The sequence below is a fragment of the Carnobacterium sp. GW821-FHT04C06 genome (assembly GCF_059420345.1).
In genome coordinates, this window is the sequence record NZ_JBWKTN010000002.1 from 239486 (window position 1) to 265403 (window position 25918).

A 25918-nucleotide genomic window follows, 5' to 3' on the forward strand; every position below is an offset into this window, starting at 1 on the left:
GTTTAGTATTGTTGGCGTGTTTTAATTTTAATTGGTATGAGATTTACGATAAACCTCTAAAGTTGAATGTTGTTCTGTTGCTAATTGGAAGCCACATTTTTCAACTAATTTCTTTGAAGCGGTATTTTCTTTTTCGATAGAAGCAAACACCGTTTCCAATCCGAGCTTTTCAAAAGCGGTCTGGCAAAGAAGAGCAACAATTTCAGTTCCTAATCCAAGATTCCAAAAAGTCGGTAAAATTTCATAGCCGATTTCAGTTTCCTTTGCTTGCCAGTCAAAGAAATTAAAACCACAACTGCCAATGCAATTATTCTGGTAATAAATAGCATAGCGCACTGCTTTTTCAGTTAGCAAGCTTTCTTCAAAAAAAGCAATCATCTCTTTTGCCTGTTGAAGCGATTCAAATGGTGCAATATTCATATACTTGGTAACGGTTGAATTCGACCAAACATTAAAGAGAACCGTAGCTTCGCTTAATTGAACTGGGGTTAACGTTAGTCGTTTAGTTTTTAGTAATGTTGGGATCACTTAATTACACATCCTTTATTTTTTTTAGGTAGTGGTATTTGTGATTTTCGCTGGCATTGTTCACTCCCTTCAAGAAAGTTAAATATTAAAGTAAAACAATCAAAATTCCGGTCATAATAATTAATGAAAGAATAATACTTGCCGATGAAATAAATCCAGCAACAGAGGCTTTACAACCAAAGGCGATTGAGCTAATCGTAGACAAACTACCAATTGGAGCAAATGCAAGTAAGACAAGCACTTTACGAATAAACAATGGGAACGGCAATACGAAATAGAAAAAACAAGCCACGACGGTAGCCAGTAAATAACGAGTAACTAATACTTTACTGACAAGTTTTAAATCGGTTTTTTGAATCGAGATTTCTAAGTACAAACCAATCATAAACATTGATAAGAAGGCATTTCCGCTAGCAAATAAGTGTACATAGGATAAGACGTTTTTTGGAATTGTAATGTGAAAGATGGCAAGAAAAAACATCAGAATGTAAACCGTGAAAGGAGGAGAAGAAAACAACCGTTTTAAGCTTTGAAGTGCAGAAAATTTAGATTCACTTTTACCCGTCATTTTTTCTACTAAAATGGTTGAACCTCCTGATAACATTAAGGCATTTCCCATGTCGAACATACATAAAAAAGGAACGGCGGCGCTAAAAAAACCTTGTACAAAAGGAAGGGTAAAGTTGCCAATATTATAACCTGAGATTCCAAACATCATAAAGCCTTGTTGGATGGGATCTTTCTTTTTCCAAATGAAACCGCCAAAAAACACGAGCACCACATTCGTAAGAAAACCAATTAAAATTAAATAAAAGAAAACGGAATTTACTTGAACACCATTAAATCCCAAAATAATAGCAGCTGGTAAGGTAAGATTGACGATTACCTTCGATAAGAGGTGGCCATCACTTTGCTTAAATAGCCCTCCTTGTTTTAATAAATAGGCAACTGAGATAATCAATAAAAATCCCGTTGCTTGTAAAATAATCGAACTCATTAAATCACTCCTCTACTACTATTATGGAATGAATAGGCTAGAAGAGCAAGGAGAAAAAATGCCATCTTGTAAATTATGGTATACTAAATTGAATTCAATTAAAGTGGGTGAAAAAATGAATGGCAAAAATAGAAAAGATATCCAAATTGGTGCATCGGTTGAAATTGTGTTAAAAAAAGACCAACGCACTGGAAAATTAACTAAAGGACACGTTAAAAGAATTTTAACCAACAGTCCTACTCATCCACACGGCATTAAAGTCATGTTAGTAGAAGAGGACCAAGTTGGGCGTGTTCAAAAAATCAATCCAAATTAAAAGGTTGAAAAGAGAGTTCTCTTTTCAACCTTTTTTTAATTTGGACTAAGCTGATTTAATTTCTCTAAAGCTTTTTTTGGAACGTCATTTTGTGTGACTTCTTCCCACTCACGAACATAGTCCCCTTTAGCATCTAATTTAAGATACGCGCCTTCCTTTAAAATGCCTCCTGCGTAATATTTAATGGGAGATTCGTCCCCATCTTGGTTATAAGCTTTTTGAGTATAATGATAACCGCCTTCTGGAACTTTGACAGCATCCTTTGTTGAAGTCAAAACATAGACAGGCTCACTCTTTACTAGTGGATTAAAGCGATCGCCAAATCCGATAATGGCTAAAGCACTGGCTGCGATAGCTAAAATAATTAATAAAATACTACTACTTAAAATTACTTTTTTCATACAAATCATTCTCCTTTTTTTTATTACTCTTTAAGTATAAAGTATTTGTTATTTTTTTGAATTGAATCACCTTACAAAAAAGTGACGAAACTTACAGAACTGTTAGAAACGACTAGGTCTTAAGGTTGATTTTTTGTTATTAAATCATTAAGATATGCTCAAAGTTGAACAAAATCTTGTTTTTGACCTAAAAAAAGGCGTATACTATTTATATAGTAAGAATTAGATAGTAGGGGGCTTAAAGAATGAGAATAGGAATTCCAAAAGAGATTAAGAACAATGAAAATAGAGTGGCGATTGTGCCAGCGGGTGTTGCGACTTTAGTTGCAGCAGGACACGAGGTGTTTGTTGAAAATGAAGCAGGCGTTGGAGCGGGTTTTTCTAACGCTGAATATGTAAAAGTAGGGGCAAAAATGATTGAAGAGGCTGAAACCGTTTGGTCAGCCGATATGATTATGAAAGTAAAAGAACCACAAGTATCAGAATATCGTTATTTTAGAGAAGACTTGATTTTGTTTACTTACTTACATTTAGCGCCAGTAAAAGAATTAACGCTAGCATTAAAAGAAAGTGGCGTGACAGCTGTTGCTTATGAAACGATGGTAGACAATGAAAGAACCTTGCCGTTGTTAACACCAATGAGTGAAGTGGCAGGAAGAATGTCTGTGCAAATTGGCGCTCAATTTTTAGAAAGTCAATATGGCGGCAATGGCACCTTGCTTGCAGGCGTTCCTGGGGTTAAGCGTGGTAAAATTGTGATTATTGGTGGAGGGAAAGCCGGTACGAATGCAGCTAAAGTTGGCATTGGAATGGGTGCTTCTGTGACAATTTTAGATGTTAGTTCAAAACGATTAGCGGAATTAGATGATTTATTTGGCAATCAAATCAATACGGCGATTTCTAACGGATACACGATTGCACAGGAATTACGCGACGCGGATGTTGTGATTGGAGCCGTTCTAATACCGGGAGCGAAGGCACCAAAATTAGTTACGGAAGAGATGGTCAAGGAAATGAAAAAAGGCGCTGTTTTAGTTGATATTGCTATTGATCAAGGAGGCATTTTTGAAACAACAGATAAAATTACGACTCATGATGATCCTATTTATCTAAAACATGGTGTCATTCACTATGCCGTTGCCAATATGCCTGGTGCAGTAGCTAGAACATCAACACTGGCACTAACAAATGCTACGTTACCTTATGCACTTCAAATTGCCAATCAGGGTATCAAAGAAGCAGCGAAAGCTAATCCAACAATTTTTAGTGGACTTAATTTGATGAATCATGAAGTTACTTATGAAGCAGTTGCACTTGCTCATGGGTTAAATTATGTTTCGGCAATTAATTATATAGAATAAAAAGACAAAAAACGAACTCTTTATTGGAATTTGATGCAAATTCGCGAATAAAGGTTTCGTTTTTTTCATGAAAGTTTTATAATAGTAAAGAAGAGAAAATATTTGTTGATAAAGGAGTTCATCATTTTGGCTAGAAGCAATAAAGAAATTAGCGTAGAAGTGAGAGAGACGAGTAAAAATACTGAGAGTTTTGTAGAACTTGAATTAGTCGTAAATAAAGAGGTAATAGGCATTGTTCAGCAAGAAGTTGGTCAAAATCCTATTATTATTACAAATGATGGCAAACAACAAACTGTTAAATCAGTTGATGTTGGAATCAATGAACTGATTATGGCGTATAATTTACACAATTAAAAAGAAGAGTGAAAAATCTATTTTTAGATTTTCCACTCTTTATTTTTTTGTTTGAAAACCAATTATGCTATTCTAAGGATAAGAACTTTTTAAAATGACTTGTATAGGATGTGACGTATTGGTTTCAACAGAAAAGAAAGAAAAAATAAAAGAGTCAGCAGTCGCCATTTTTATTTTAGCAAAGAATAATTGGGCAAGGGTAAATATTTCCTCTCAATCTGCTGAATTAGCGTATTATGTGTTGCTCTCATTGTTTCCTATTTTGATTGTTGTAGGAAATTTAGTGCCATTTTTACCGATTGATGTCGATGCAACTCTGCCTTACATCGAATCGATGATGCCTCCTGATATTTTTAAAGTCTTAAAGCCAATTTTGCTACAGTTTTTAAATAGCTCAAGTAGTAGCGCTATTTCAATTGGATTGATAACGGCAATTTGGTCTTCTTCGAAAGGCTTTAATTCGCTACAAACGGTATTGAATAGTGTTTACGGAACCAAGAAACGAAAGAATTTTATTATTGTTCGAGTAGTGTCCTTCTTAATTGCGTTAGCCATGATTGTGATTCTTGGAGCTATTGTCTTTCTATTCGTTTTTGGCGAACAACTCATTCGGTTTATCCAAGATAAATTGTCATTGCCTTTCGATTTGTTAACGGACTTTACTCAATTGAAGTGGGGCGTTACGGTGATTGTTTTAACGGTTATTTTTACAGTGATTTATTTCTTGGTTCCGAATAATCGCTGGAATATTCTCTACTCATTGCCAGGAGCTGTTTTTGCAACTGTTGGTTGGTTGGTTTCATCCCAAGCTTTCTCGTTATATGTTCGTTTTGGTGGTGGAAATTCAGTAGGGTATGGAACGATTGGTATTTTTATTGTGTTGATGTTATGGTTGTATTTAGTATCGATGATCTTGTTAACAGGAGCTTTTGTCAATGTTATGGTGTATCAATATCTGAACGGCGTTGACTTTCAAAATGAGCCGAAAAGAGAAGTGAAAATGGCAAAAGTATCAAAAAAACAGCGTCGGAAATTAACTAAAACTTAGGCATTTTTAATGAAAAATGAATAATTCAACAGGGAAAATGCATAAACTTACAAAGTGAGAAGGATTTCCTATTTTGAATGGCTTGACTATGCTAAACTAGATAGGATTATAAGAATTTAGGAGATTACTAAAGTGGATAAAATTCGTAAGCAAGAAGAAATAAAAAGTGACCAGCATAAAGTTGGACTGTTGCCGTTGATTACCTTAGTGATGGGTTCTGCTATTGGTGCCGGAATTTTTAATTTGATGAAAGATATGGCTCAAGGAGCAGCTCCAGGGGCGGTATTGATTAGCTGGGTGATTGTTGGAATCGGAATTATAGCCTTAGCTTTATGTTTTCAAAATTTATCAAATGCGTTGCCAGAATTAGATGCCGGAATTTTTCAATATGCAGAAGATGGTTTTGGGAAATTTGCGGGCTTTGCAAGTGCATGGGGGTACTGGTTGTCGATTTGGCTAGGCAATGTTGCTTTTGCAACGATGTTGATGAGTAGTTTGGGTTTCTTTTTTCCAATTTTTAAAGGAGGACAAAATATTCCTTCTATTATTGGTGCTAGTATTTTATTATGGTTTTTGAATTATTTAGTAACTAAAGGAGTAGAAAATGCTACAGTTATCAATTTTGTTGTTACAATCTGCAAGTTGGTTCCGATTTTTGTCTTTATTGTTTGTGGCTTGTTTGCCTTTAAGCTAAGTACGTTTACCTATGATTTTTGGGGAACAGTTTCTCAACGTTTTGAATGGGCAGATGTCTTCTATCAAGTGAAGTCAACGATGCTGATTACGATTTTTGTTTTTGTTGGGATTGAAGGTGCTTCAATCTTGTCATCCCGTGCAAAATATAAAAAAGATGTTGGACGCGCGACCATTATTGGTGTTTTAAGCGTTTTAGTCATCTACATGTTGGTGACGATTCTTTCCTTTGGCATTTTACCGCAAGGGGAGCTAGCTCATTTACCTGAACCGGGGATGGCTTATGTTTTAGAGGCGATTGTTGGTTATTGGGGCGCAGCGTTTATTTGTGGCGGACTGTCTATTTCAATTTTGGGTGTGTGGCTGTCATGGACAATTTTACCTGCCGAAACAGGATTGATTGCAGCAAAACAAGGCTTGTTTCCACAATTATTTGGGAAAGTAAACAAGCATGGTGCGCCAACCTATTCATTGGCAATCACAAGTGGTTGTATTCAATTGTTTATGTTTACCTTTTTAATTACCGATGAAGCTTACCAGTTTATGGCTTCGATGGTTTCAAGTGTTGTGATTATTACCTATTTATTTGTGACGCTTTACCAAGTAAAATTTTCTTATCAGCAACCGAAAAGTAAAAATAGAACTATCCAATTAGCGATTGGAGTTGTTGCAACACTTTTCCAAATTTGGGCATTCTTTAGTGCTGGTTTAAAATACAACTTATTATTAACGCTTCTCTTTGTACCAGGTATTTTTGTTTATATTCAAGCTCAAAAAGAGCAGGGGCGTTCAAAAAATATCTTTTCCAATTTTGAAAAAATGGTAGTCGGTTTGATTTTTGTTGGAAGTGTCGTGGCCCTTTACTTTTTAGTTACAGGTGTCATAGCTATTTAAATAAAAAGAAAAAAAGCATCCCTCGTTTTCGGAGGTGATGCTTTTTTTTGTTAGAATGTTTCAGCTAAAGTTTGAGCTTGTTCAAAACCTTTTGCCATAATTTGAGGAGCTAAATCTGGATCGTGATCCATTCCTTCAACAAAGATTTGGTGGTAGTCAGTTACTCCAATAAAGTTAAAAATCATTTTAAGGTATTGGCTAGCAGGGTCGTTTCCTTCATAAACGCCACCACTTGCTTGGATGTGTAGTACTTTTTTGTCAGTTACTAATCCAACAGGACCTTCAGCAGTATATTTAAATGTTTTTCCAGCAACGTTTACTGTATCAATCCATGCTTTTAAGCGAGTTGGAACATTTAAATTCCATAATGGATTTGCAATAACAACCTTATCTGCATCTAAAAATAGTTGAGTTAATTCGTTGAAACGAGAAACTTTGTCTTGTTGTTCTTGAGAAAGTGTTTCAAAGTTTGCTCCGTTTGCCAAAGCACCCCAAGCATTTAAAATATCTAAATCAACTTCTGGAATAAATGAAGTGTATAAGCTTAGCTCTTCAATTTTATCGAAATGATTTTTTGCAGCATAAGCTTCAACAAACTTGTCTGCTACTTGCATAGAACGTGATGTTTCTCCAGTTAAGGGATGTGCGCGAACGACTAATAATTTTGTCATGATTGTGAACCTCTTTCGTAGTTTTATGAATGTAGTAAGCTAAAAAATGCTTGTAACATGTTTACAAGATTAATCTTACCAAAAGTAAGTGAAAATTACAATACTTTTATATTAATAGTGTTAAAACAGCTTTGAGAAAAATTAACTACTGTTTAGTTTGTGTGAAAAAAGAGTGGAAATTCAAAAAGTCATGTAATGAGGGAGAGATTGAACGAATCTCAAAAAAAAATTTAGCTATACTAAGGTCAAGTAGTTAAAACAACTGAAACGAATTACCGCAATCGATTTAGAAAGGTGGAGCGCAAGATGAACATCAAAAAAAAAGTACTTGGAATAATTAGCGTAAGTCTATTTTTAATCCTAGGTTGGAATCAGTTAGCTGAAGCTAGTGAGAATGATTATACAGTTAAGGCTATTTTATCAGAAAATCAAGACCCGACTATTTCGAGCTATTTTGACGTAACTGTTACTCCGGGTGAGAAACAAAACTTTATTCTTTCTATCCAAAACAATTCAAATGATGCAAAAGAATATAAAATCGAACCCAATACAGCCGTGACAAATCGTAATGGAGTTATTGATTATAGCAACCAACTAGGAGCGAAAGATGCAACGCTAAAAAATAGCTTCAAAGAATTGATTTCGGATTCACAGAAAGTAAAGTTAGCAGCAGGTGAAAAGAGAAACATTGAATTTGAATTAAAAGTTCCTGAAAAGGAATTTGAAGGAATTATGTTAGGGGGATTTGTGGTAACCCCTATTGAACAAAAGAAAAGCGAACAGTCGATTTTACACGTCTACACTCATACTATTGCAGCAGTAATCAGACAATCTCATCATTCTATTGAACCAGAATTACAGCTTGATAGTGTGGAGCTAGGACAAATTAATTATCATAATATAGTTGAGGCAACATTGCATAATAGTAGACCGACAATCATCAGTGAATTAAAAATAGATGCAACCGTTACAAAAAAAGGACATACAGAAGTACTTTATCATGAAAAAAAAGAAAAATTAAAAATGGCTCCAAATTCAACGTTAGCCTATCCTATTCCTACTAATGAAGGTTTTAAGGCAGGTGAGTATACAGTGAGTATTGTTGCATCTTCGAAAGAAAATCAATGGCATTTTACAAAGGATTTTACCATTAAAAAAGAAAGCGAACAGCAATTAAATTCTAAAACAATCGATACAGAAAAAAAATCTAAGTGGGGATATCTTTTACTAGGAATAGTAGTCCTGATTATTCTGATGATAGGAGTAGGCCAGTATTTGAATAAAAGAGAAGAAAAAACTCTAAAAAAAGAGAGGAGGAAAAGGACTTGAAAAAATATAGTCTGATCTGCTTTGTGATTCTATTGATGGTTATTAGTTTAGGTGAGTCTAGGGTGACTGCTGTCACAACAGAAATGATAAATAATCAAGAATTAGGACACGAGTTAGTTGAAGACAATTTGAATGAAGAAAGTGCTGAAGCCGATGAATTAAATCAAGAAACAGTTGAGCAACTGATTCCTCAACATGAGCCAGATTTTACTACTCGTGATGTTTACGATGAAGTAAATGCAAACGAAGTTGCAATAAAAAATAGCAAAGGGTTGATTGAAAATGCAATGAATAATGCGTACGCCAAAAAAAAATTAGGCTATCAAGCTGGAGATACTATTTCTTGGTCAGTTTCAACGAGTATGGAACATTCGGGAACGGATATGATGGGATCGGCTTCTAACCTAAAATATACAGGAACGACTACAGTCAATCAGGATATTAATAAAATTTCTGATGATGGGACAGTTAGCTTTAAGTTCAATCTAGCAACTAAAATAGCTAGTTTGACAAGATTAAAAAATAAAGAAACCATTTTAGAAAGTGGAAAAGGACTTACCTATTCATACTCAGCAAAATATTCTTATCGAACTTCAAAAAAGGCATTAGGCATCTGGGTTCAAGTAGAAGATCGATTTGGAACGATTGCTTCTTTAGCTAAGCTTTCAAATATAGAGTTGGAAGAGGCTCCGGGTTTAATTGCAATTTCCAAAAAACCAACAAATATATTAGAACAAGAGAGTTCGTTTCCAGAAAATTCGATAGCTGAATTAGTGGAGGTATCACAAAAAATGAATGGAGGGAGCCTAACGTATGAATGGCTTATAAAACCAGATACATTATTACTAGGGGAGCAAATAGGGAGGATAAGGGTGACAGATACTTTGGGAGATTACAAGCATAGGGTTGACGTTGCAATCTCCTTTACTATTAAAGAGAAAGGAGAAATAAAAATTCAAGCACCAAAGCTGTTAGAATTTAAAGATTATCATATTCAAACAGCCGAAACCGTTGTTCAACGAAAAGAAAATAATTGGACAATTGTAGTTGAAGATTCACGAAATTTAACGAGTCTAGTAGAAGAACAATGGACATTAACTGCTAAAGCAGAGTCGTCTGAATCAGGTTTAGAACAATATATGGTTTTTATTGATGAAAATGGGACAGAGCCCAGTTTAATTGAAGAAACGCCCATATATAAAAATCAAGAGTTTAAAGAAAATACAGCCATTAATTGGCCAGAAAACAAAGGCTTTCTTTTAAGAATACCCAAAAATAATCAGTTGAGTTTAGAAAAAAATTATCAAACAATGATTACTTGGAATATTGTTGAAGGACCATAAAAAAGGAGAAAAAAAAATGAGAAAAACAATTTTAACACTAGTAGGATTAAGTATTTTAGGTGGGACAACCTTGGGAGGATTTGCATTGAACGTGCAAGCCGTCGAAACCATTAATAGTCAAGCGAATGTATCTATTTTAGGTGGTCCATTAAGTATAAATGGCATAGAAGAGATGAATTTTGGAAATATTGAGTTAAATGGTAAAGATCAGATTAAAACAGGTGATTCAATTTCAGTTACGTTTAGTGATTATCGTGGATCAAATAACGAAGGATTTGAATTAACTGTGAAAAGCGACAGTGCTTTTGATAATAAAGGCTTAAATTTAAAACTTAATCCAACAGCCTCAAGTGATAGTCAAGTCACCTTAGCACCTGAGTTTGAAGTCACAAATGAACTTCATCAAGTAGTTATAGGCGAACAAGAAAAATTAAAAGGAACAGCTACGGATTATGATGTGACAGTTGGAAATGAATTGATTGCAGCAAAATCTGCGAAAGCAGGAAGTTATCAAACGATTTTAACTTGGAATTTGACCGCAACTCCTAACGAGTAATAAAGAGCATCAAAGTAATTGTTCGAGGAAAAAGGACAATAAATAGTAGATGAAATAATAAGTAGAAGAGTTCTAATATAGCATAGCATTATAAGTAGAGTCATTTTTGAAAAGCAGCGAACCTTGTTTAAATTGGGAAAATCAACCAATTTGAACAAGGTTTCTTTTTTTTTAAGAATTAGCTCTATGATGAAAGAGCAAAATAATTTAAATAACTCAAAATTATTTTTGAGAACGCATTCATTAAAATAAGACAAAAACCAGTAAAAATTACTTGCAAAATGACAGGTTGTCATCTATAATGACAAAGTGTCATATGACGACGTGTCATTAATGCTTGATTAGATTAACCAAACTCTCTATGAAAGGAGTCAACGATATGCCTACTCAAACTTTTTTTAATCTTCCAAAAGATAAACAGCAACGTTTATTAGATGCCGCGGCAACTGAGTTTTCAAGAGTACCATTAAAAGATGCTTCTATTAATAATATTATTAAACTTGCTGAAATTTCACGAGGGAGCTTTTATCAATATTTTGAAGATAAGGAAGATTTGTATTATTATTTCTTTCAAACGCTTCGACATGATACAAAGAAAATTTTAGAAGATTGTTTTAAAAAAGCAGATGGGGATTTATTTGTCGCTTTTGATGCTTTTTTCCCAATGATTTTAACAATGATTACGGAAGAGCAACATTCAGAGTTTTTTAGACATTTATTTGTTCACATGGATTATCGGTCAAGTAGAAAAGTTTCACCAGAAACGATGCAGCAACAAAAATGTGAACATGCTAAAAAGAATGGTCATTTCTTTGAAGATTATGTTGATACGGATCTCTTAAAGATTGGCGATGAAGATGTTCATCTGCTTGTAAAATTAATTATGAGCTTCCTATTTCAAACAATTGGCGAAGGATTTGTTAAAGATTGGCCAAAAGAAAAAATGCTTGAGGTTTTTGATAAAAAACTAAGCTGGGTAAGATACGGGGTAGCTGTTAAAGAATAATGAGGTAAGGGATAGCCTTTACTTATTAGATAAAAAATCGTTCAATGTAACGACCAACAGAAAGAAAGGGATGATTAGTTTATGTTGAAATTAGCAAAAAGAATGTCTTTCTGGGCTGTAGCAGGAGCGATTCTGTTTATGATCGTCCAGGTGGTTAGTGATCTATATTTGCCAACCTTAACTTCAGATATTATTAATAATGGGGTTGCCAAAGGAGACGTTGATTACATTTGGTCTGTCGGACTTAAAATGTTAGGCTTTTCTTTAATCAGTATTGCTGCAGCAACTGGAAATGTTTTTCTGGCAGCTCGTCAATCACAAAAATTAGGGAAAACCTTACGTAGTGAGGTTTATAAAAAAGTAACGAATTTTACCAATGATGAATTTGATGAAATGGGAACTTCTTCTCTAATTACGCGGACAACCAATGACGTTGTTCAAGTTCAAAACGTTGTCATGATGTTTTTAAGAATGATGATTATGGCACCAATTATGTTGATTGGCGCAAGTTTCTTAGCCTATAGCAAAGATGGCGAATTAACAAAAATTTTCCTATATGTTTTGCCTATTCTAGCTGTTTTTATGGGTGTAATTATGTATTTTGCTGTTCCACTCTTTAAATCAATGCAAAAGAAAACGGATAAATTAAATCTTGTTTTCCGTGAAGGTTTAACTGGGATTCGTGTTATTCGTGCATTTAATCGCAGTAAATCTGAAGCTGTTCGTTTTGATGAAGCGAATAAAGATTTCACCGATACTTCTATTAAAGTAAATACTATTATGAGCTTTATGTTACCTGTTATGACTTTTGTTATGAGTGCAACAAATATTGCCATTATTTGGTATGGTGGACACTATATAGCTGATGGTACATTAGAAGTTGGGAACTTGATTGCCTTTATGACTTACGCAATGCAAATTTTAATGAGCTTTATGATGTTGTCGATGGTTTTCGTCTTTATTCCAAGAGGACAAGCATCTGCTGTTCGGATCAATGAAGTATTAAATATGGAAAGTAAAATTAATGATCCAAAAGTAATCACGAAAATGCCAGCTGAAAACCGTGGTACGTTAGACTTTAATCATGTTGATTTCCGCTATGAAGGCGCAGAACGACTAGCATTAAAAGATATTGATTTCCACGGACGTAACGGACAAACGGTTGCCATTATTGGTGGTACGGGGTCTGGTAAATCCTCTTTATCCAATTTAATTCCTCGTTTTTATGATGTTGAATCAGGTTCCATTGAGATTAATGGAATCGACATTCGTCAAATGAGCCAACATGAATTAAGAGATGCTGTAGGATTTGTTCCACAAAAAGCGATGCTCTTTACAGGAACCATTCGTGAAAATATTCAATATGGGAAAAAAGATGCAACCGATGAAGAGATTTGGCATGCACTTGAAATTGCACAATCTAAAGAATTTGTTGAAGAATTACCTGATGGACTGGATTCCTATGTTGAACAAGGCGGAGGCAATTTCTCTGGTGGACAAAAACAACGTTTGTGTATTGCAAGAGCATTAATTAAGAAAGCCGATATTTTTGTCTTTGATGATTCATTCTCAGCGCTTGACTTTAAAACTGATGCAGCACTTAGAAAAGCGTTGAAACCAGAAACAAAAGAAGCAGTTGTTGTTATCGTAGCGCAACGCATTAGTACGGTAGTGGATGCTGATTTAATTTTAGTCTTAGACGAAGGAGAACTCGTTGGAATGGGAACGCATGAGGAATTGAAAGAAACCAATGCAACGTACCAAGAAATTATTAGTTCTCAACTTAGAGAGGAGGAAATCTAATGAGCGAAAAAGCGAATCATTCAAAACCAGCTGCTGGAAAAGGACCAATGGGCGGCGGACCTGGTGCGCGTATGCCAGCTGAAAAGGCTAAAAACTTTTGGCCAACTGTGAAACGTTTATTAGGTTATATGTCAAAACGTTCAATTGCGATTATTGCTGTTTTCGTTTTAGCCATTACCTCAACTATTTTTCAAATTAGAACGCCTAAAATTTTAGGGGAAGCAACAACGGAAATCTTTAAAGGTGTGATGAAAGGTTTCAAAATGAAACAAGCTGGTATCGCAGTTGATAAATTTCCAATTGACTTTGATAAAATTGCTACCATTCTTTTAATTGTTGGTGGACTTTATATTGCTTCGGCTGTCTTTAGTTTCTTACAACAATTTATTATGACGCGTGTTTCTCAAAGAACAGTATTTGAATTAAGACGTGATTTAAAAACTAAAATGAATACTGTGCCAATGGAATATTATGATACCCATTCAAACGGAGACGTGATGTCACGTGCAGTTAATGATATGGATAATATTTCGAACACCTTGCAACAAAGTTTAACACAATTAGTTACAAGTATTGTGTTGTTCTTTGGGGTTATGTATATGATGTTCACAATCAGCTGGCAGTTAACTTTAGTTGCTTTGGCAACTGTACCACTAAGCTTGATTGTTGTTGGAATCGTAGCACCTAAATCACAAAAATTCTTTGCTAGCCAACAAAAAAGTTTAGGTCTTTTAAACAATCAAGTGGAAGAAACCTATAGCGGACATGTAGTTGTTAAAGGCTTTAACCAAGAGGGTGAAGCGATTGAAACATTTGAAGAGCAAAATGAAAAATTATTTGCGGCTTCATGGAAAGCGCAATTCATTTCTGGATTGATTTTCCCACTGATGAACTTTGTTAAAAACTTAGGCTATGTTTTTGTAGCTGTTCTTGGTGGAGTAAAAGTTGCTAATGGAAATATGACATTAGGGGATGTGCAAGCATTCTTACAATACACCAACCAATTTTCACAACCGATTACTCAAATCGCAAACTTAATGAATACAATTCAATCAACAGTCGCGTCAGCGGAACGGGTTTTTGAAGTTCTAGATGAAATGGATATGGACAATACGCCATCTGGCATTGCACCAATTCCAAATTCGCCTTATAAAATCAGTTTTGACCATGTTCAATTTGGCTATGGTGAAGGCAAAGAAAACTTGCTGATGACTGATTTTAACTTAGATGTTAAAGAAGGCCAAATGGTGGCGATTGTAGGCCCAACTGGTGCTGGTAAATCAACTCTAATCAATCTGCTAGAGCGTTTCTATGACGTTAAAGGTGGAAGCATTAAGTTAGATGGTACCGACACAAGAGATATGACTCGTGAAGAATTGCGTAGTCATTTCGCAATGGTACTGCAAGATACGTGGTTATTTAATGGAAGTATCTATGACAACATTAAATATGGGAATGAACGAAACGAAGCAGATGATCATATTATTGAAGCTGCCAAAGCGGCTCATGTCGATGACTTTGTGCGTAAATTACCACATGGATATGAGACTATTTTAAATGAAGACGCTAGCAATATTTCACAAGGACAACGTCAATTAATTACGATTGCTAGAGCCTTCCTTGCAGATCCAGAAGTTTTAATTCTTGATGAAGCAACATCAAGTGTGGATACTCGTACAGAAGTCTTGATTCAAAAAGCCATGCGTAAATTATTAAAAGGCAGAACAAGTTTTGTTGTTGCTCATCGCTTATCAACGATTCGAGATGCGGATAATATTATTGTAATGAACCATGGCTCTGTTATTGAAACAGGGACTCATGATGAATTAATGGCGAAAGATGGTTTTTATGCTGATTTATATAATAGCCAGTTTTCAGAAAAAGCCGCTGTATAATAAAGAAATAGAAGCTTGTTAAACTAAGAATTCTCTTAGCTTAACAAGCTTTTTTTGTTCCTTAGCTAGCGATTAAAAAAGGATGCAACTTTTTTTTATTATGGTAAAATGAACTAGTAAATGTAAGTAGAGGGAGTGGGAGCATGTCAGATTATCAAGTTGTAACAGCAAAAGATCGTGACCAAATGATGGAATTGGCAGCGTATGCATTTAATCAGGAAGTGACTGAAAAAAGAAGAGCTGTTTTTGAACGATTGTGTGAAGAGTCAATTTCTTTAGGTGCTTTTCAAGGAGATGTTTTAACGAGTCAGGTCATGGTAACGCCTTTTAACGTTCATCTGCATGGTAGTGTTTACCAAATGGGTGGAATTGGTTATGTAGCCAGCTACCCTGAGTATCGAGGTGGCGGGGATGTTGCAAAACTAATGAGGCTATCTCTTGAAAAAATGAGAGCAGCTGGCATGAGTTTATCTTATTTAGCGCCTTTTTCCTATGGTTTTTACCGTAAATATGGTTTTGAGCAAGTTTTCGATCGTTTGAAATTAACTTTTGAAGTGAGTGAACTCCCCTTTACTAAAGGAACAGAGGGCACGTTAAAGCGCCTTCAATGGGGAGATGCTCTAGAAACTTTAAAAGCTCTTTATGAAGAAAAAAATAAAACCGCAGTAGGGCCTTTAAAACGGAGCGACTGGTGGTGGGACTACTTGATGTTAAAGCATAGCCAACGTAAAATTGGCATTTATTATAATGAAGAAGGAACAGCAACGGGTTACGTCATCTATGAAGGTACGGGTATGACCTTTACAATTCATGAATTGATTTATTTAACAAAAACGGCTTATGATCGTTTATGGCAATTTATATCTTCTCATAGTGCGAGCTTTAATGAATTTGTTTATTTTACTGGAACAGATAATAATGAAGCATATTTATTAAGCAACCCACGTATTAAACAAGAAATTGTTCCTTTTATGATGGCACGAATTGTGGATATCGAACCTTTCTTGAAAAACTATGATTTTAAAAAAGGGCAAACAGGTACTTGTTATTTAAAAGTGAAGGATGAATCAGCAGCTTGGAACGAGGGTGTTTGGAAACTTCAAGTGAGCGAAAATAAAACAAAGGTATCCTTGCTTGAAAATCCATCAAAGACTGAATTAGAATGTGTTTTATCTGCAGATATTCAAACGTGGACGCAAATTTTTATGAACTATCAACCCATTCATCATTTAGCGTTTTATGAGCGTATTTCTGGAAATACAACTGAACTTGAACAATTAGCCGATCTATTGAAGACTGGAACTCCAGTTTTAGCCGATTATTTTTAAATAAAAAGCATTGCGAAATTTTCGCAATGCTTTTTTACTATAGAAGATTTAATACTTTTTCATAGGCTGAGATTTCACCTTTTAAGGTTTCGATTTTCAGTTCATTTTCGATGTAGTTAATGGCGTCTGCCAAATTTTCTGTGCGGTGTGTTGTTAATCGATCGACTTCTTTTTTTGCTTCGACTAGATAATGGTTGACTTGTTCTTTAGTTGTATTTGACATCTTAAATTCCTCCTCAAATTTCTCTAGTTACTTCTAATCTCATCCTACCTTTAATGGTTAAAATATGCAAAAGATATGAATTGAACATAAAACTTACAAAAAAGAAGTTTGTTACTTGAAGTAATTAAAAAAGTATGGTTAAATAGATTTAACTAGTAAAGTGAGATTGGAAAGGATGATAGACTATGACAAACATTCACCCAGCAGCCCATATTGGAATGGTGGCCTTAAAAGTTGAGAACTTGCCATTAATGAGCGAATTCTACCAAGAAATAATTGGATTAGATGTAAAAAAGCAAACAGAAACAGAAATACAACTTGGCAATCAAGAGGATGAAAAAATTTTATTAAGGCTTCAAAAAGTAACCCCGCAAAAGAAAAGTCAATCAACAACCGGCTTATACCACATTGCCTTTTTACTTCCAGAACGAAAAGATCTAGGGGATAGCTTATACCATCTATTAAAGGTTAACTATCCATTAGCAGGTGCAAGTGATCATGGATATAGCGAAGCAATTTATTTAACGGATCCTGAAGGGAATGGGATTGAAATTTATCGCGATAAACCAAAAGAAGTTTGGACGATTGAATCAGATGGTCGTATTGAGGGCATCACGATTGAAATGGATGCAGAAGGTGTTTTAGGAGAAGCAACAGGAAGTTTTAGGGGGATGCCATCTGGAACGACGGTTGGTCATGTTCATTTGACTGTAGCAGATTTAGCGAAAACAGAAGATTTTTATGTAGAATTAATTGGAATGTCTTTAAAATCAACATTACAAAATTCTGCTAAATTTATTGCCGCTGGGGACTATCATCACCATATAGGAACCAACATCTGGTCAGGTCGTCATTTACCACCATTGCCAGAAGATATGCGAGGATTAAATTATTTTACCATCGAGATACCATCAGCAGAAGATACCCAAGCAATCGCGTTGCGATTGAATGACGCAGAGTATCCTTTTGAGTGGAGAGAAAATGATACGACACTTGCTGTGACTGATCCAAATGGAATTCATCTTTTAGTGAAAGTTGAAAAATAACTAATAGCAAGTACCTCAAAGTTGATTTTTAATGAATTGAGGTACTCTTTTTAGTCATAAAAAAATGAATGAACCGATTGACGCTAAATAACATTCAATCGGTTCATTTGTTTTTACAGACAACAGCAATCCTATTTAATCCAATTATTTATCAGGCATTTCTATTTTTGCAGTACCATTACCTTGTTCAGTAACTTTGACTTTTTTTCCATCTATTTCTTTTACAGTCGTTTTAGTCTGTTCATCTGCCTCTTTCTTACCACAACCTGCTAAAAAGCTTGTTGAAACAAATAAAGACGCGAGTGCAACAACGATTAGTTTTAATTTTTTTGATTTCATAAAAATAATTCCTTTCATCAGTTATTGGTATTCTAGAATATAATTATTTCATAGGCGCTAATTGTACCTTTTTACCATTAATTTCTGAAGTAGCCGTTGGTGTTAGTTCCTTTTTATCGTTCTCTTTTTTTCCACAGCCAGTCATTAACCCTAAAGAGATAAAAGCCATTGTTAAACAAGTAATGATCATTTTTAATTTTTTTGATTTCATAAAATTGCTCCTTTCTTGAATTAAGTCAAGTATAGAAGAGAATTGTCAAAAAATGTATGGAATTCATCTGTATCTTATCTGAAGTTTTTATGAAGCCCTTTTCCAAGAGGTAAGTTGTATGCTATTGTACTATTAAAGATTGCAACGAAAGTAGGCAAGGTTATTGTGAATAAAACAATTTTAGTCGTAGAAGATGATCTAAATACAAATGAAGTGATTTCAATTTTTTTAAGAGAAAAAGGATACACAGTGGAATCTTTTGATAATGGTGAAAAAGCCTATGAGTTTATTTCAATGAACAAAGCCATCGATTTAATTATTGTGGATATCATGCTTCCTGGAATGGATGGAATTGAATTGTTAACTAAAGTTCGCTCCTTTTCTCAAGTACCAATCATTGTTTTAACAGCAATGGTAGATGAGCAAACCCAACTAGTAAGCTTTAGTAAACTTGCAGATGATTTTGTTGAAAAACCATTCTCACCGTTACTATTAGTGAAGCGAGTTGAAGCGATTTTAAGAAGAAGCAATCCAATAAAGCAAACAAAAACAATCATTGGAGACTATACGATTGAGTTGGATAACTTAAAGGTATTACATGAAGGGAAAGAAGCCCATTTGACCGTCAAGGAAGCCGAAATTTTACATTATTTAATTGAAAACCGTGGCAATATTGTCACACGAAAAAAATTGATTGAAAGCGTCTGGGAGTACGATTATGATGTAAATGATCGTTCATTAGACACACATATCAAAAACTTACGGAAAAAAATTGGTCAACAAAACATAATCACCTGTAAAGGTCTTGGCTACAAATTAGGTCAATGAGGAGAAAAGCAATCTTTCATTTAATGGAAGATGCTTTTTTTTTTTGAAAAATACAGATTAAATACAGATAAGTTACATAATGGCTTCACGAGGCTTTGGTATGATTTGACTAGTAAAGAAATGAGGGAAAACAATGATAAAGAAGAAAAAGAAAAAATTAATAATCGCACTAACCGTAGCAGGAATTATCGTTGCAGGTACATCGATTTATGTAGTATCTAATCAGAAACAACAAGAAAGCAATTTAGTTCAAGATGCGCCTCAAGTAAACAAAGTCAGTGATTTGATGTCTAGTAGCACGTCAAAAGGCGAATCTTATTTGACTGGTAAAGTAGCGCCTAATGCAACAAGTAAACTAAATGCAGATTCTGCAAAAGGAAAAATTAATGAAGTATTTGTAAAAGTAGGAGACAAAGTAACAAAAGGTCAAAAACTTTTTTCTTATAGCAACCCTGATGGTCAAATTGCGATGGAAGAAGCCGAGACTGATCGAACAAAACTCCAAAATAAAATCAATCAATTAAACGAATCAATTGCAACAAAACGAACACAATTGACTAAAAAAATGGATGAACTAACAGCATTAACGAATAAAGTCAACAATGCGACTACAGAAGAAAAAGAATCTTTAAATCAAGAGAAAAAAAGTTTAGAAGAAACAGTTGAGTTAGGAAAAAATGAGATTGAAACAGCTAAAAGCGAATTAAGTGATGCTAAATTAGACTTACAAAAAGCAGAACGCACACAGCAACTAACAAATGAAAAATATGGAAGTTCAGAAGTAGTATCAGACGTAGATGGCATTATTCAAAAAATAGACGATACTCAGATTAACAGCACTGTCAGTACTGGTTCACAGCCAGAAAGTTTTATGGAAATTATGGATACTTCTGTTTTAAGAGTTCTTGGGAAAGTAGATGAATTTCAAAAAGGAGAAATTGCAGTTGACCAACCTGTCAAATTAATTGATCGAAAAGATCAAAGTAAAACATGGCGTGGAAAAATTGCTAGAGTTGATGCAACGGCAACAGACGAAAAAGAGGAAAGTACTATTTCTAAATATCCGTTTGAAGTCGTGATGGAAAATGGAGAAGATATGCCTAATATTGGCAACCATGTCTATATTCAACCTGAAAAAGAAGAAAATGCGAAAGTCAGTCTTCCTACAGATTATATTATGAATGAAAAGAACAAAAAATTTGTCTGGAAAGTGATCAAAGGTCAAGTTGTTAAACAAGAAGTAACCCTAGGAAAATCGAATGAAGAAGCCAAGACGATTGAAGTTAACTCGGGATTAACAAAAGAAGATACAATTGTTTTTCCAACAAAACTTATTAAAGAAGGAATGAAGGTGCCAATTCATGATTAGCTTGAAAAACATTTATAAATCTTATTGGCAAGGAGAAGAAGAAATAGCTATTTTAAAAAACATCAATTTAGAAATAGAAAAAGGGGATTACATTTCAATTATGGGACCTTCTGGATCTGGGAAATCTACCTTAATGAACATCATTGGTTGTTTAGATAAACCAACTTCTGGAGACTACCACATCTATGATACAGATATTTTAAACTTAAACGAGCGCCAACTATCTGACTTACGAAATCAATCCATAGGATTTGTCTTTCAAAATTTCAATTTAATGCCACGTTTGTCCGTTCAAAAAAATGTAGAACTGCCCTTGATTTATTCAAAAATAACAAAATATGAGCGCTCAAGAAGAGCCGTTAGTGCCCTTGATAAGGTTGGATTATCTCAACGGTTAAGCTTTCGACCACCTGCTCTTTCAGGGGGACAAAAACAACGTGTTGCGATTGCAAGAGCATTAGTAACGAATTCTGATTTTATTTTAGCGGATGAACCAACAGGAGCGTTGGATACAAAAACAAGTACGGAAATTATGGCGCTTTTTGATGAATTTAATAAACTAGGTAAAACGATTATTATTATTACTCATGAAGCTGAAATTGCCGATTATACAAATCGAAAAATTGTGATTCGTGATGGTGAAATTATTTCAGATGAACGAAAGGAGGCATTAGATGAGTGAAAATATTTTGCTTTCATTAGAGTCGATTTGGGCCCATAAATTACGATCGATTTTAACGATGATTGGTGTGATTATTGGGATTGGCTCCATTGTAGCTATTTTTAGTATTGTTGAAGGAAACACAGAAAACACTAAAAAAAGTATGTTAGGTGGAGAAAACAATAGTATTTCGTTACAATACGCAACAAAGGAGACGCTAAGTGGACAATATGGTAACGATAATGGAAAGAAGCCGGACTATCTAAAGCCGCTTACTTCGCAGCAAATTAAACAAGTTCAAACGGTTGCTGGTGTTAAGGACGCAACGGTAAGCTATGAAGCTGAAACCGATGTGAGCCTTAAAAATAACTCTGTTACGAGTAAAGTTTTAGGGATTACAGATAATTATTTCAATTACGAAGGCTATTCTTTATTAGAAGGCAGACTGTTAAATCAAAGCGATTATGCTCTTTCAGAACAAGTAGCAGTAGTAGATCAATCTCTTTATCAACAGTTATTTCCAAAAGGAGATGGCATTGGTAAGTTGATTGAAATTAAAGGGCTACCGTACCGACTTGTAGGTGTCGTAAAACCCAAAGAAGATCAACAAACGGGAATGTTTTCATTTGATAAAAAAACAGATCGAGCGTTTGTGAGCATTAACAACTGGTCTAAGTTCATGGGCACTCTTAATCCAGAGCCTAAAGTAACAGTTCAAACAGAAAAATCAGATGATTTACAGCCAGTTGCTAATCGTGTGGCCGATACGTTAAATAAAATGATTCCTAAATCCGATTATTTATTTGGTATTCAAAATTCAAAGGAAATGGAAAAAAGTATGGAAGATTATGCACGTTCTCAATTCCAATTATTAGGTGGCCTTGCGAGTATTTCTTTAATTGTAGGGGGAATTGGCGTGATGAATATTATGCTCGTTTCCGTAACTGAGCGAACGCGTGAAATAGGAATCAAAAAAGCACTAGGAGCAAGGCGAGAAACAATCTTAACCCAATTTCTGATGGAGTCTATTGTATTGACTTTATTGGGTGGTATTTTAGGAATTACCCTTGGTTTAGCTGGAGGAAAACTAGCAACAAGCTTATTGGGCTATCCTTATTATATCTCGTTAATTGCCATTCTAGGAAGTGTCTTATTTTCAATTGTTATTGGGTTGATTTTTGGATTATTGCCAGCCATGAAGGCCTCTCGTCTAGATCCAATTGAGGCATTACGATACGAATAATTCTAAATAAGGTTGCGTCATTTGATAAAACCGTTATACTAAAAGAAAATGGAAAGCAGGAGGATGTAGATTTTGAAAATCAGAACAAAAAATTTTCTTTATACTTCAGGAATCATCATCCTTATTGTGACGATTGCTTTTAGTATTCTTTATCTTTTGATGCCTAATTATTATCAAATGAAGAAGGAAAGAGAACTTAAAGTAGCAATAAAACTTGTCGTTACAAAAATAGAAGAACAGCCAACTTCATCAGATTCTTTTCAAATTTTGTCACAAGAATCCTTTTATAGCGGATTGACCTTTATTTTGAAGGATCCTAATGGGAAGATAATTTACCCAAATACGCTACAATTATCTGATGCAGCCAATATACAGCAAACTAATGAAGTGCAGCAGGTTGAAGGAGCAGCGATTTTATTTTCAGATTTAGAAGAAATTGCCACGTATAGTCAAACGGCAAAAGTAAATAATGATTTACAGTATTTGACATATAATGAAGCGTTTAAAGACAATCAGCAAAGAAAGTATGTATTAACGGTCATTTATCCGTTACAACCCATTAATGAGGCTCAAGAGGTTCTTCTTGACATCTATCCGTTAGTCTTGCTGATTTGTTTTGTAATTGGGGCCTTTGGCGCCTATTTATATTCCTATTTCTCAACGAAGAGAATTACTAAAATTTCTGAAACTACTAGACAAATGACGTTTTCTAATGAAATTCTAGATAATGATATCAAGGGCGTTGATGAAATCAGTGAATTGTCTAAAGATATTCACTATTTGCATGCGAGCTTGGTAACTACAAATGAACAATTAAATCAGGATTTACTAATTATTTCAAAACTTGAAAATTCAAAAACCGAGTTTATGCAGATGGCTTCTCACGAATTAAAAACCCCATTGACTGCACTTTCAGGGATTGTTGAAGGAATGGTGCATAAAGTAGGGCCGTACCAAGATCGAGATAAGTATTTAGAAGTGTGCCAAATGCTATTAAAAGAGCAAGCGGACTTAATTAATGATATTCTTTATATTTCAAAATTAGATAAAATAGAAGAACAAAAAAAGACAACTTTCCAATTAAATGAATTAATTGAAGCTGAGCTCCCTAAATTTGAATCGTTTGTTATCAAGCAAGATTATCACTTGGAGATTGCTATAGAGCCAATTAAAATTAAAGCAAATCGAGAAGAAGTCCAAAGAGTCATTTCTAATTTAATGAGTAATGCAATGAAGTATACAAAAGCAGGCGGACGGATTAGTCTTACGGTAACTAAGGGGGAATTCCAAATTAAAAACGAATGCGAACCCTTAAAAAAACAAGAATTAGACCAAATTTTTGAGGCTTTTTATCGACCTGATTTTGCTAGAAATAGGAAAGATGGTGGGACGGGACTAGGTTTATTTATTGTCAGTCAACTTTTGAAAAAAAATCAATTAGGTTATGAATTTGTACCGATGGAAAATGGTCATGGAATGGTTTTTAAACTATTTTTTTGAGGGTGAGGAACGAATCTAGTATTTTAATAAAAAGTATTTCTTGTTGAATTCGAAGGATGAATTTAACAAGAAATGCTTTTTTAGCGTAGACTGTTCAAAAAATAAGAACCGTCCAACTAAAAAACATACCCTACTACTCTACACAAATGTTGTATGATAAATTTTATTTAGTTGGTTTGTCTGTTGAAGCTGCCTATCTACTTGCTTGATTTAATTTCCCTGTAATTGGTTGTTACTCCTCTAATAGTTAAGCTGTTTTTTTTGATAGCCATAAGTATCCATGTTTTTTGTATGATTGTAATGTTTTATTCTATGTTATTTAGAGGCGGATTGTGATAGCCGGTGTTCTCTAATTAGTTTTCCGATAACAGCCAAGTCATCTATAGTTGGAAGTAAGGAACAGCAGTAGATAGGCGTTTTGGGTAAAATAATTCCATCTATATTCGTTATGATGATGTCATATTGTGAAGCATTTTTTTTTAATTGGGTGATGGATCGTTGATGAATAACGGTCACGATACATTCTTGATTGAATTTTGATTGAATGTATTCACATAGAAGGTTCATATGTTCTAAATCTGAATTAAAAAAAATGCCAATCGTTGTACAGGGATTTTTTTTTTCTAATTCAATAATTAACTGTTTCCAATGAATCAGCAGACAGTAACAAAGATTGTACAATTGACTCTCTGAAGTGTTATAAGTAGTAAAAATTTTTTGATAATTTTGTAAAAAACATTGATAGAAAACAACGTTTTGTGAAATTGAATTTCTAATAAAGTCTTTTTTTTTATCAAATAATAGATGATTTTGCCCATAGTACATATTTATCTCATTAAATAAATGAAGCAAAACATGTTCGAAATTAGGAATCTTAACGCCTATGTCGTCAGAAATAAGTATGAGCAATCTTTTGCATTTATCATATAAATGCCAATTTCTACTATTTTTTATCTTAATAGATTCCAACTGAAGAGGATTTCTAGCGTATCTATCGTTACTAAAAAGGATAAGAAGTTGGTTTAATAACGGTTTAGTAAGTTTTAAATTAAAATGTTTTTTGAAATCTAACACGATCATACGATTACTTAATAGGTTATTGAAGCTTCTATTTGGATTTGTGTCGGAGAATTGAATGGTGTGTTTATTTTTAATTCTAATGATAGTAACGATAGTCCATATTTTTAGTTTATCAATATCAGAATAGTTTAATGAAAAGCAAGAGCGCACTTCGATAAACATAAACATTTTTTCTAAAAGAGATTCCTGAGCATTAGAAAAAGGATAGTTGGCGTGGGAGTATTTCTCAATAATAAGCTGGATCATGAAGTTACGAATAGCCATTTCACTTCCTATTAATTTATGTGGAATGCAAGAAATTGAAAAATTCAAAAAAGATAACTTTTTATTTAGGTTTTTTATTAATCGGTGGAGTGTGGATACGCTAATGTAAAGTTCAGCTGCTAAACTCTCAGATGAGTGGGTTTCGTTAAAAAAAATAGTTTCCAACAGTTTAAACTCAATGCTATTTGTCAAAACAAATGAATAAATGCAAGTGCGCGAATAATTAATGGGAAAGCTTAAAAGAATTCCCTGCTTTTTTGAAGTTTTAATTGTAAAATTTTTTGAAGCTTGATTTAAAAATTGGATATCATTACGAATTGACATTTTTGAGTAACCTAGAGTTTGACAAGCGGCATCCAAAGTAGTCCAGCTATTATCATACAAATATTCTAATAATTCTAATTGGCGTAAAGATTGCTTGTTTAATAAATTTCTCATACGAACTCCTTTATAACTATTATTTGACAACTATTAAATTTTAATAAACTAAATTATTAAAAAACAGAGGAACGGTTTTTTAGTTTACCACATATAAAAAAGATATAGAGCGAATATTCCAATCAAATTCAAACATTTAAGTGTCGTTATTTGATATTTACAGGCACGGTTTAATAGTTGTATTGTTAACTGT

General features: G+C 34.1%; 26 protein-coding genes. 18 read left to right on the forward strand and 8 right to left on the reverse strand.

Annotation, left to right across the window (positions count from 1 at the left end; translation table 11 throughout):
* Window positions 1–27: 27 nt before the first annotated feature.
* Both AC07SW_RS04460 and AC07SW_RS04465 read right to left on the reverse strand, forming a co-directional pair.
* On the reverse strand, window positions 28–528 hold the full coding sequence (locus AC07SW_RS04460; RefSeq protein ID WP_311908151.1) for a GNAT family N-acetyltransferase: 501 nt from the start codon (window positions 526–528) through the stop codon (window positions 28–30).
* A gap of 85 nt (window positions 529–613) precedes the next feature.
* Window positions 614–1525, reverse strand: a complete 912-nt coding sequence (locus AC07SW_RS04465; protein WP_135022552.1) for an AEC family transporter — start codon at window positions 1523–1525, stop codon at window positions 614–616.
* A gap of 58 nt (window positions 1526–1583) precedes the next feature.
* On the opposite strand from AC07SW_RS04465, the gene AC07SW_RS04470 reads away from it, so the two are divergent.
* Complete coding sequence (locus AC07SW_RS04470; RefSeq protein ID WP_311780019.1) at window positions 1584–1841, forward strand: YwbE family protein; 258 nt, start codon at window positions 1584–1586, stop codon at window positions 1839–1841.
* A 35-nt stretch (window positions 1842–1876) separates the two neighbouring features.
* Here AC07SW_RS04470 and AC07SW_RS04475 read toward each other — a convergent pair whose 3' ends face one another.
* A complete protein-coding gene (locus AC07SW_RS04475; RefSeq protein ID WP_051915670.1) occupies window positions 1877–2242 on the reverse strand; it encodes a YxeA family protein in 366 nt (121 codons plus the stop codon).
* Window positions 2243–2487: 245 nt separating this feature from the next.
* On the opposite strand from AC07SW_RS04475, the gene ald reads away from it, so the two are divergent.
* From ald to arcD, 4 genes are all read left to right on the forward strand, one after another.
* A complete protein-coding gene (gene ald / locus AC07SW_RS04480; protein ID WP_463685172.1) occupies window positions 2488–3603 on the forward strand; it encodes an alanine dehydrogenase in 1116 nt (371 codons plus the stop codon).
* 126 nt (window positions 3604–3729) lie between these two features.
* Window positions 3730–3957, forward strand: a complete 228-nt coding sequence (locus AC07SW_RS04485; RefSeq protein ID WP_034571206.1) for a DUF2969 family protein — start codon at window positions 3730–3732, stop codon at window positions 3955–3957.
* Window positions 3958–4075: 118 nt separating this feature from the next.
* The gene (locus AC07SW_RS04490) at window positions 4076–5005 is read left to right on the forward strand and encodes a YihY/virulence factor BrkB family protein (RefSeq protein ID WP_240308981.1); all 930 of its coding nucleotides are present in this window, start codon (window positions 4076–4078) and stop codon (window positions 5003–5005) included.
* 132 nt (window positions 5006–5137) lie between these two features.
* A complete protein-coding gene (gene arcD / locus AC07SW_RS04495) occupies window positions 5138–6592 on the forward strand; it encodes an arginine-ornithine antiporter (protein ID WP_463685174.1) in 1455 nt (484 codons plus the stop codon).
* Between the two features lie 50 nt (window positions 6593–6642).
* Here the strand turns inward: arcD and AC07SW_RS04500 are convergent, their stop codons facing one another.
* Window positions 6643–7263 (reverse strand): FMN-dependent NADH-azoreductase, encoded by a 621-nt coding sequence (locus tag AC07SW_RS04500; protein ID WP_119907682.1) that lies wholly within the window; start codon window positions 7261–7263, stop codon window positions 6643–6645.
* Window positions 7264–7569: 306 nt separating this feature from the next.
* Between AC07SW_RS04500 and AC07SW_RS04505 the strand changes: the two genes are divergently transcribed.
* The 7 genes from AC07SW_RS04505 (at window position 7570) to AC07SW_RS04535 (ending at window position 16523) form a co-directional block, all read left to right on the forward strand.
* On the forward strand, window positions 7570–8592 hold the full coding sequence (locus tag AC07SW_RS04505; protein WP_463685176.1) for a WxLIP family cell surface protein: 1023 nt from the start codon (window positions 7570–7572) through the stop codon (window positions 8590–8592).
* Window positions 8589–9935, forward strand: coding sequence for a hypothetical protein (locus tag AC07SW_RS04510; protein ID WP_494632339.1), 1347 nt, complete (start codon window positions 8589–8591; stop codon window positions 9933–9935). Before AC07SW_RS04505 ends, AC07SW_RS04510 begins: the two co-directional genes overlap by 4 nt.
* A 16-nt stretch (window positions 9936–9951) precedes the next feature.
* On the forward strand, window positions 9952–10491 hold the full coding sequence (locus tag AC07SW_RS04515; RefSeq protein WP_135022558.1) for a WxL domain-containing protein: 540 nt from the start codon (window positions 9952–9954) through the stop codon (window positions 10489–10491).
* A 379-nt stretch (window positions 10492–10870) separates the two neighbouring features.
* A complete protein-coding gene (locus tag AC07SW_RS04520; protein WP_034571197.1) occupies window positions 10871–11497 on the forward strand; it encodes a TetR/AcrR family transcriptional regulator in 627 nt (208 codons plus the stop codon).
* Between the two features lie 81 nt (window positions 11498–11578).
* Window positions 11579–13300, forward strand: coding sequence for an ABC transporter ATP-binding protein (locus tag AC07SW_RS04525; RefSeq protein ID WP_034571194.1), 1722 nt, complete (start codon window positions 11579–11581; stop codon window positions 13298–13300).
* Window positions 13300–15195 (forward strand): ABC transporter ATP-binding protein, encoded by a 1896-nt coding sequence (locus AC07SW_RS04530; RefSeq protein WP_135022559.1) that lies wholly within the window; start codon window positions 13300–13302, stop codon window positions 15193–15195. Before AC07SW_RS04525 ends, AC07SW_RS04530 begins: the two co-directional genes overlap by 1 nt.
* Window positions 15196–15338: 143 nt before the next feature.
* Window positions 15339–16523, forward strand: coding sequence for a GNAT family N-acetyltransferase (locus AC07SW_RS04535; RefSeq protein WP_463685178.1), 1185 nt, complete (start codon window positions 15339–15341; stop codon window positions 16521–16523).
* Between the two features lie 37 nt (window positions 16524–16560).
* Here AC07SW_RS04535 and AC07SW_RS04540 read toward each other — a convergent pair whose 3' ends face one another.
* Window positions 16561–16746, reverse strand: a complete 186-nt coding sequence (locus AC07SW_RS04540) for a hypothetical protein (protein WP_119907690.1) — start codon at window positions 16744–16746, stop codon at window positions 16561–16563.
* 185 nt (window positions 16747–16931) lie between these two features.
* Here AC07SW_RS04540 and AC07SW_RS04545 point away from each other — a divergent pair, with 185 nt between their 5' ends.
* A complete protein-coding gene (locus AC07SW_RS04545; RefSeq protein ID WP_463685180.1) occupies window positions 16932–17792 on the forward strand; it encodes a VOC family protein in 861 nt (286 codons plus the stop codon).
* Window positions 17793–17936: 144 nt separating this feature from the next.
* Here the strand turns inward: AC07SW_RS04545 and AC07SW_RS04550 are convergent, their stop codons facing one another.
* Together AC07SW_RS04550 and AC07SW_RS04555 are read right to left on the reverse strand one after the other, a co-directional pair.
* Window positions 17937–18131: a hypothetical protein gene (locus tag AC07SW_RS04550; protein ID WP_034571180.1), complete on the reverse strand. Its 195-nt coding sequence runs from the start codon at window positions 18129–18131 to the stop codon at window positions 17937–17939.
* A 43-nt stretch (window positions 18132–18174) separates the two neighbouring features.
* A complete protein-coding gene (locus tag AC07SW_RS04555; RefSeq protein ID WP_156099054.1) occupies window positions 18175–18342 on the reverse strand; it encodes a hypothetical protein in 168 nt (55 codons plus the stop codon).
* A 165-nt stretch (window positions 18343–18507) separates the two neighbouring features.
* Here AC07SW_RS04555 and AC07SW_RS04560 point away from each other — a divergent pair, with 165 nt between their 5' ends.
* The 5 genes from AC07SW_RS04560 to AC07SW_RS04580 all read left to right on the forward strand — a co-directional run bounded on the left by AC07SW_RS04560 (window position 18508) and on the right by AC07SW_RS04580 (window position 23943).
* Window positions 18508–19170, forward strand: a complete 663-nt coding sequence (locus tag AC07SW_RS04560) for a response regulator transcription factor (protein WP_135022562.1) — start codon at window positions 18508–18510, stop codon at window positions 19168–19170.
* A gap of 133 nt (window positions 19171–19303) precedes the next feature.
* Window positions 19304–20539: an efflux RND transporter periplasmic adaptor subunit gene (locus AC07SW_RS04565; protein ID WP_135022563.1), complete on the forward strand. Its 1236-nt coding sequence runs from the start codon at window positions 19304–19306 to the stop codon at window positions 20537–20539.
* Entirely contained in the window at window positions 20532–21221 is a 690-nt protein-coding gene (locus AC07SW_RS04570; protein WP_034571154.1) for an ABC transporter ATP-binding protein, read from the forward strand. The genes AC07SW_RS04565 and AC07SW_RS04570 overlap by 8 nt, the downstream gene beginning before the upstream one ends.
* Complete coding sequence (locus tag AC07SW_RS04575) at window positions 21214–22443, forward strand: ABC transporter permease (protein ID WP_034571153.1); 1230 nt, start codon at window positions 21214–21216, stop codon at window positions 22441–22443. Before AC07SW_RS04570 ends, AC07SW_RS04575 begins: the two co-directional genes overlap by 8 nt.
* Before the next feature lie 72 nt (window positions 22444–22515).
* A complete protein-coding gene (locus AC07SW_RS04580; protein ID WP_135017695.1) occupies window positions 22516–23943 on the forward strand; it encodes a sensor histidine kinase in 1428 nt (475 codons plus the stop codon).
* 315 nt (window positions 23944–24258) lie between these two features.
* On the opposite strand, the gene AC07SW_RS04585 is transcribed toward AC07SW_RS04580, so the two are convergent.
* Window positions 24259–25725 (reverse strand): AcpB/EbpR/MafR family transcriptional regulator, encoded by a 1467-nt coding sequence (locus AC07SW_RS04585; RefSeq protein ID WP_487528422.1) that lies wholly within the window; start codon window positions 25723–25725, stop codon window positions 24259–24261.
* Window positions 25726–25918 lie beyond the last annotated feature (193 nt).

Bases quoted from the DNA above. Each gene is read 5' to 3' on its own strand.
- AC07SW_RS04465 (WP_135022552.1), bottom strand. From the start codon at position 1,525: ATGAGTTCGATTATTTTACAAGCAACGGGATTTTTATTGATTATCTCA.
- AC07SW_RS04470 (WP_311780019.1), top strand. From the start codon at position 1,584: ATGCCATCTTGTAAATTATGGTATACTAAATTGAATTCAATTAAAGTG.
- AC07SW_RS04475 (WP_051915670.1), bottom strand. From the start codon at position 2,242: ATGAAAAAAGTAATTTTAAGTAGTAGTATTTTATTAATTATTTTAGCT.
- ald (WP_463685172.1), top strand. From the start codon at position 2,488: ATGAGAATAGGAATTCCAAAAGAGATTAAGAACAATGAAAATAGAGTG.
- AC07SW_RS04500 (WP_119907682.1), bottom strand. From the start codon at position 7,263: ATGACAAAATTATTAGTCGTTCGCGCACATCCCTTAACTGGAGAAACA.
- AC07SW_RS04505 (WP_463685176.1), top strand. From the start codon at position 7,570: ATGAACATCAAAAAAAAAGTACTTGGAATAATTAGCGTAAGTCTATTT.
- AC07SW_RS04515 (WP_135022558.1), top strand. From the start codon at position 9,952: ATGAGAAAAACAATTTTAACACTAGTAGGATTAAGTATTTTAGGTGGG.
- AC07SW_RS04520 (WP_034571197.1), top strand. From the start codon at position 10,871: ATGCCTACTCAAACTTTTTTTAATCTTCCAAAAGATAAACAGCAACGT.
- AC07SW_RS04525 (WP_034571194.1), top strand. From the start codon at position 11,579: ATGTTGAAATTAGCAAAAAGAATGTCTTTCTGGGCTGTAGCAGGAGCG.
- AC07SW_RS04530 (WP_135022559.1), top strand. From the start codon at position 13,300: ATGAGCGAAAAAGCGAATCATTCAAAACCAGCTGCTGGAAAAGGACCA.
- AC07SW_RS04535 (WP_463685178.1), top strand. From the start codon at position 15,339: ATGTCAGATTATCAAGTTGTAACAGCAAAAGATCGTGACCAAATGATG.
- AC07SW_RS04540 (WP_119907690.1), bottom strand. From the start codon at position 16,746: ATGTCAAATACAACTAAAGAACAAGTCAACCATTATCTAGTCGAAGCA.
- AC07SW_RS04545 (WP_463685180.1), top strand. From the start codon at position 16,932: ATGACAAACATTCACCCAGCAGCCCATATTGGAATGGTGGCCTTAAAA.
- AC07SW_RS04550 (WP_034571180.1), bottom strand. From the start codon at position 18,131: ATGAAATCAAAAAAATTAAAACTAATCGTTGTTGCACTCGCGTCTTTA.
- AC07SW_RS04555 (WP_156099054.1), bottom strand. From the start codon at position 18,342: ATGAAATCAAAAAAATTAAAAATGATCATTACTTGTTTAACAATGGCT.
- AC07SW_RS04565 (WP_135022563.1), top strand. From the start codon at position 19,304: ATGATAAAGAAGAAAAAGAAAAAATTAATAATCGCACTAACCGTAGCA.
- AC07SW_RS04570 (WP_034571154.1), top strand. From the start codon at position 20,532: ATGATTAGCTTGAAAAACATTTATAAATCTTATTGGCAAGGAGAAGAA.
- AC07SW_RS04575 (WP_034571153.1), top strand. From the start codon at position 21,214: ATGAGTGAAAATATTTTGCTTTCATTAGAGTCGATTTGGGCCCATAAA.
- AC07SW_RS04585 (WP_487528422.1), bottom strand. From the start codon at position 25,725: ATGAGAAATTTATTAAACAAGCAATCTTTACGCCAATTAGAATTATTA.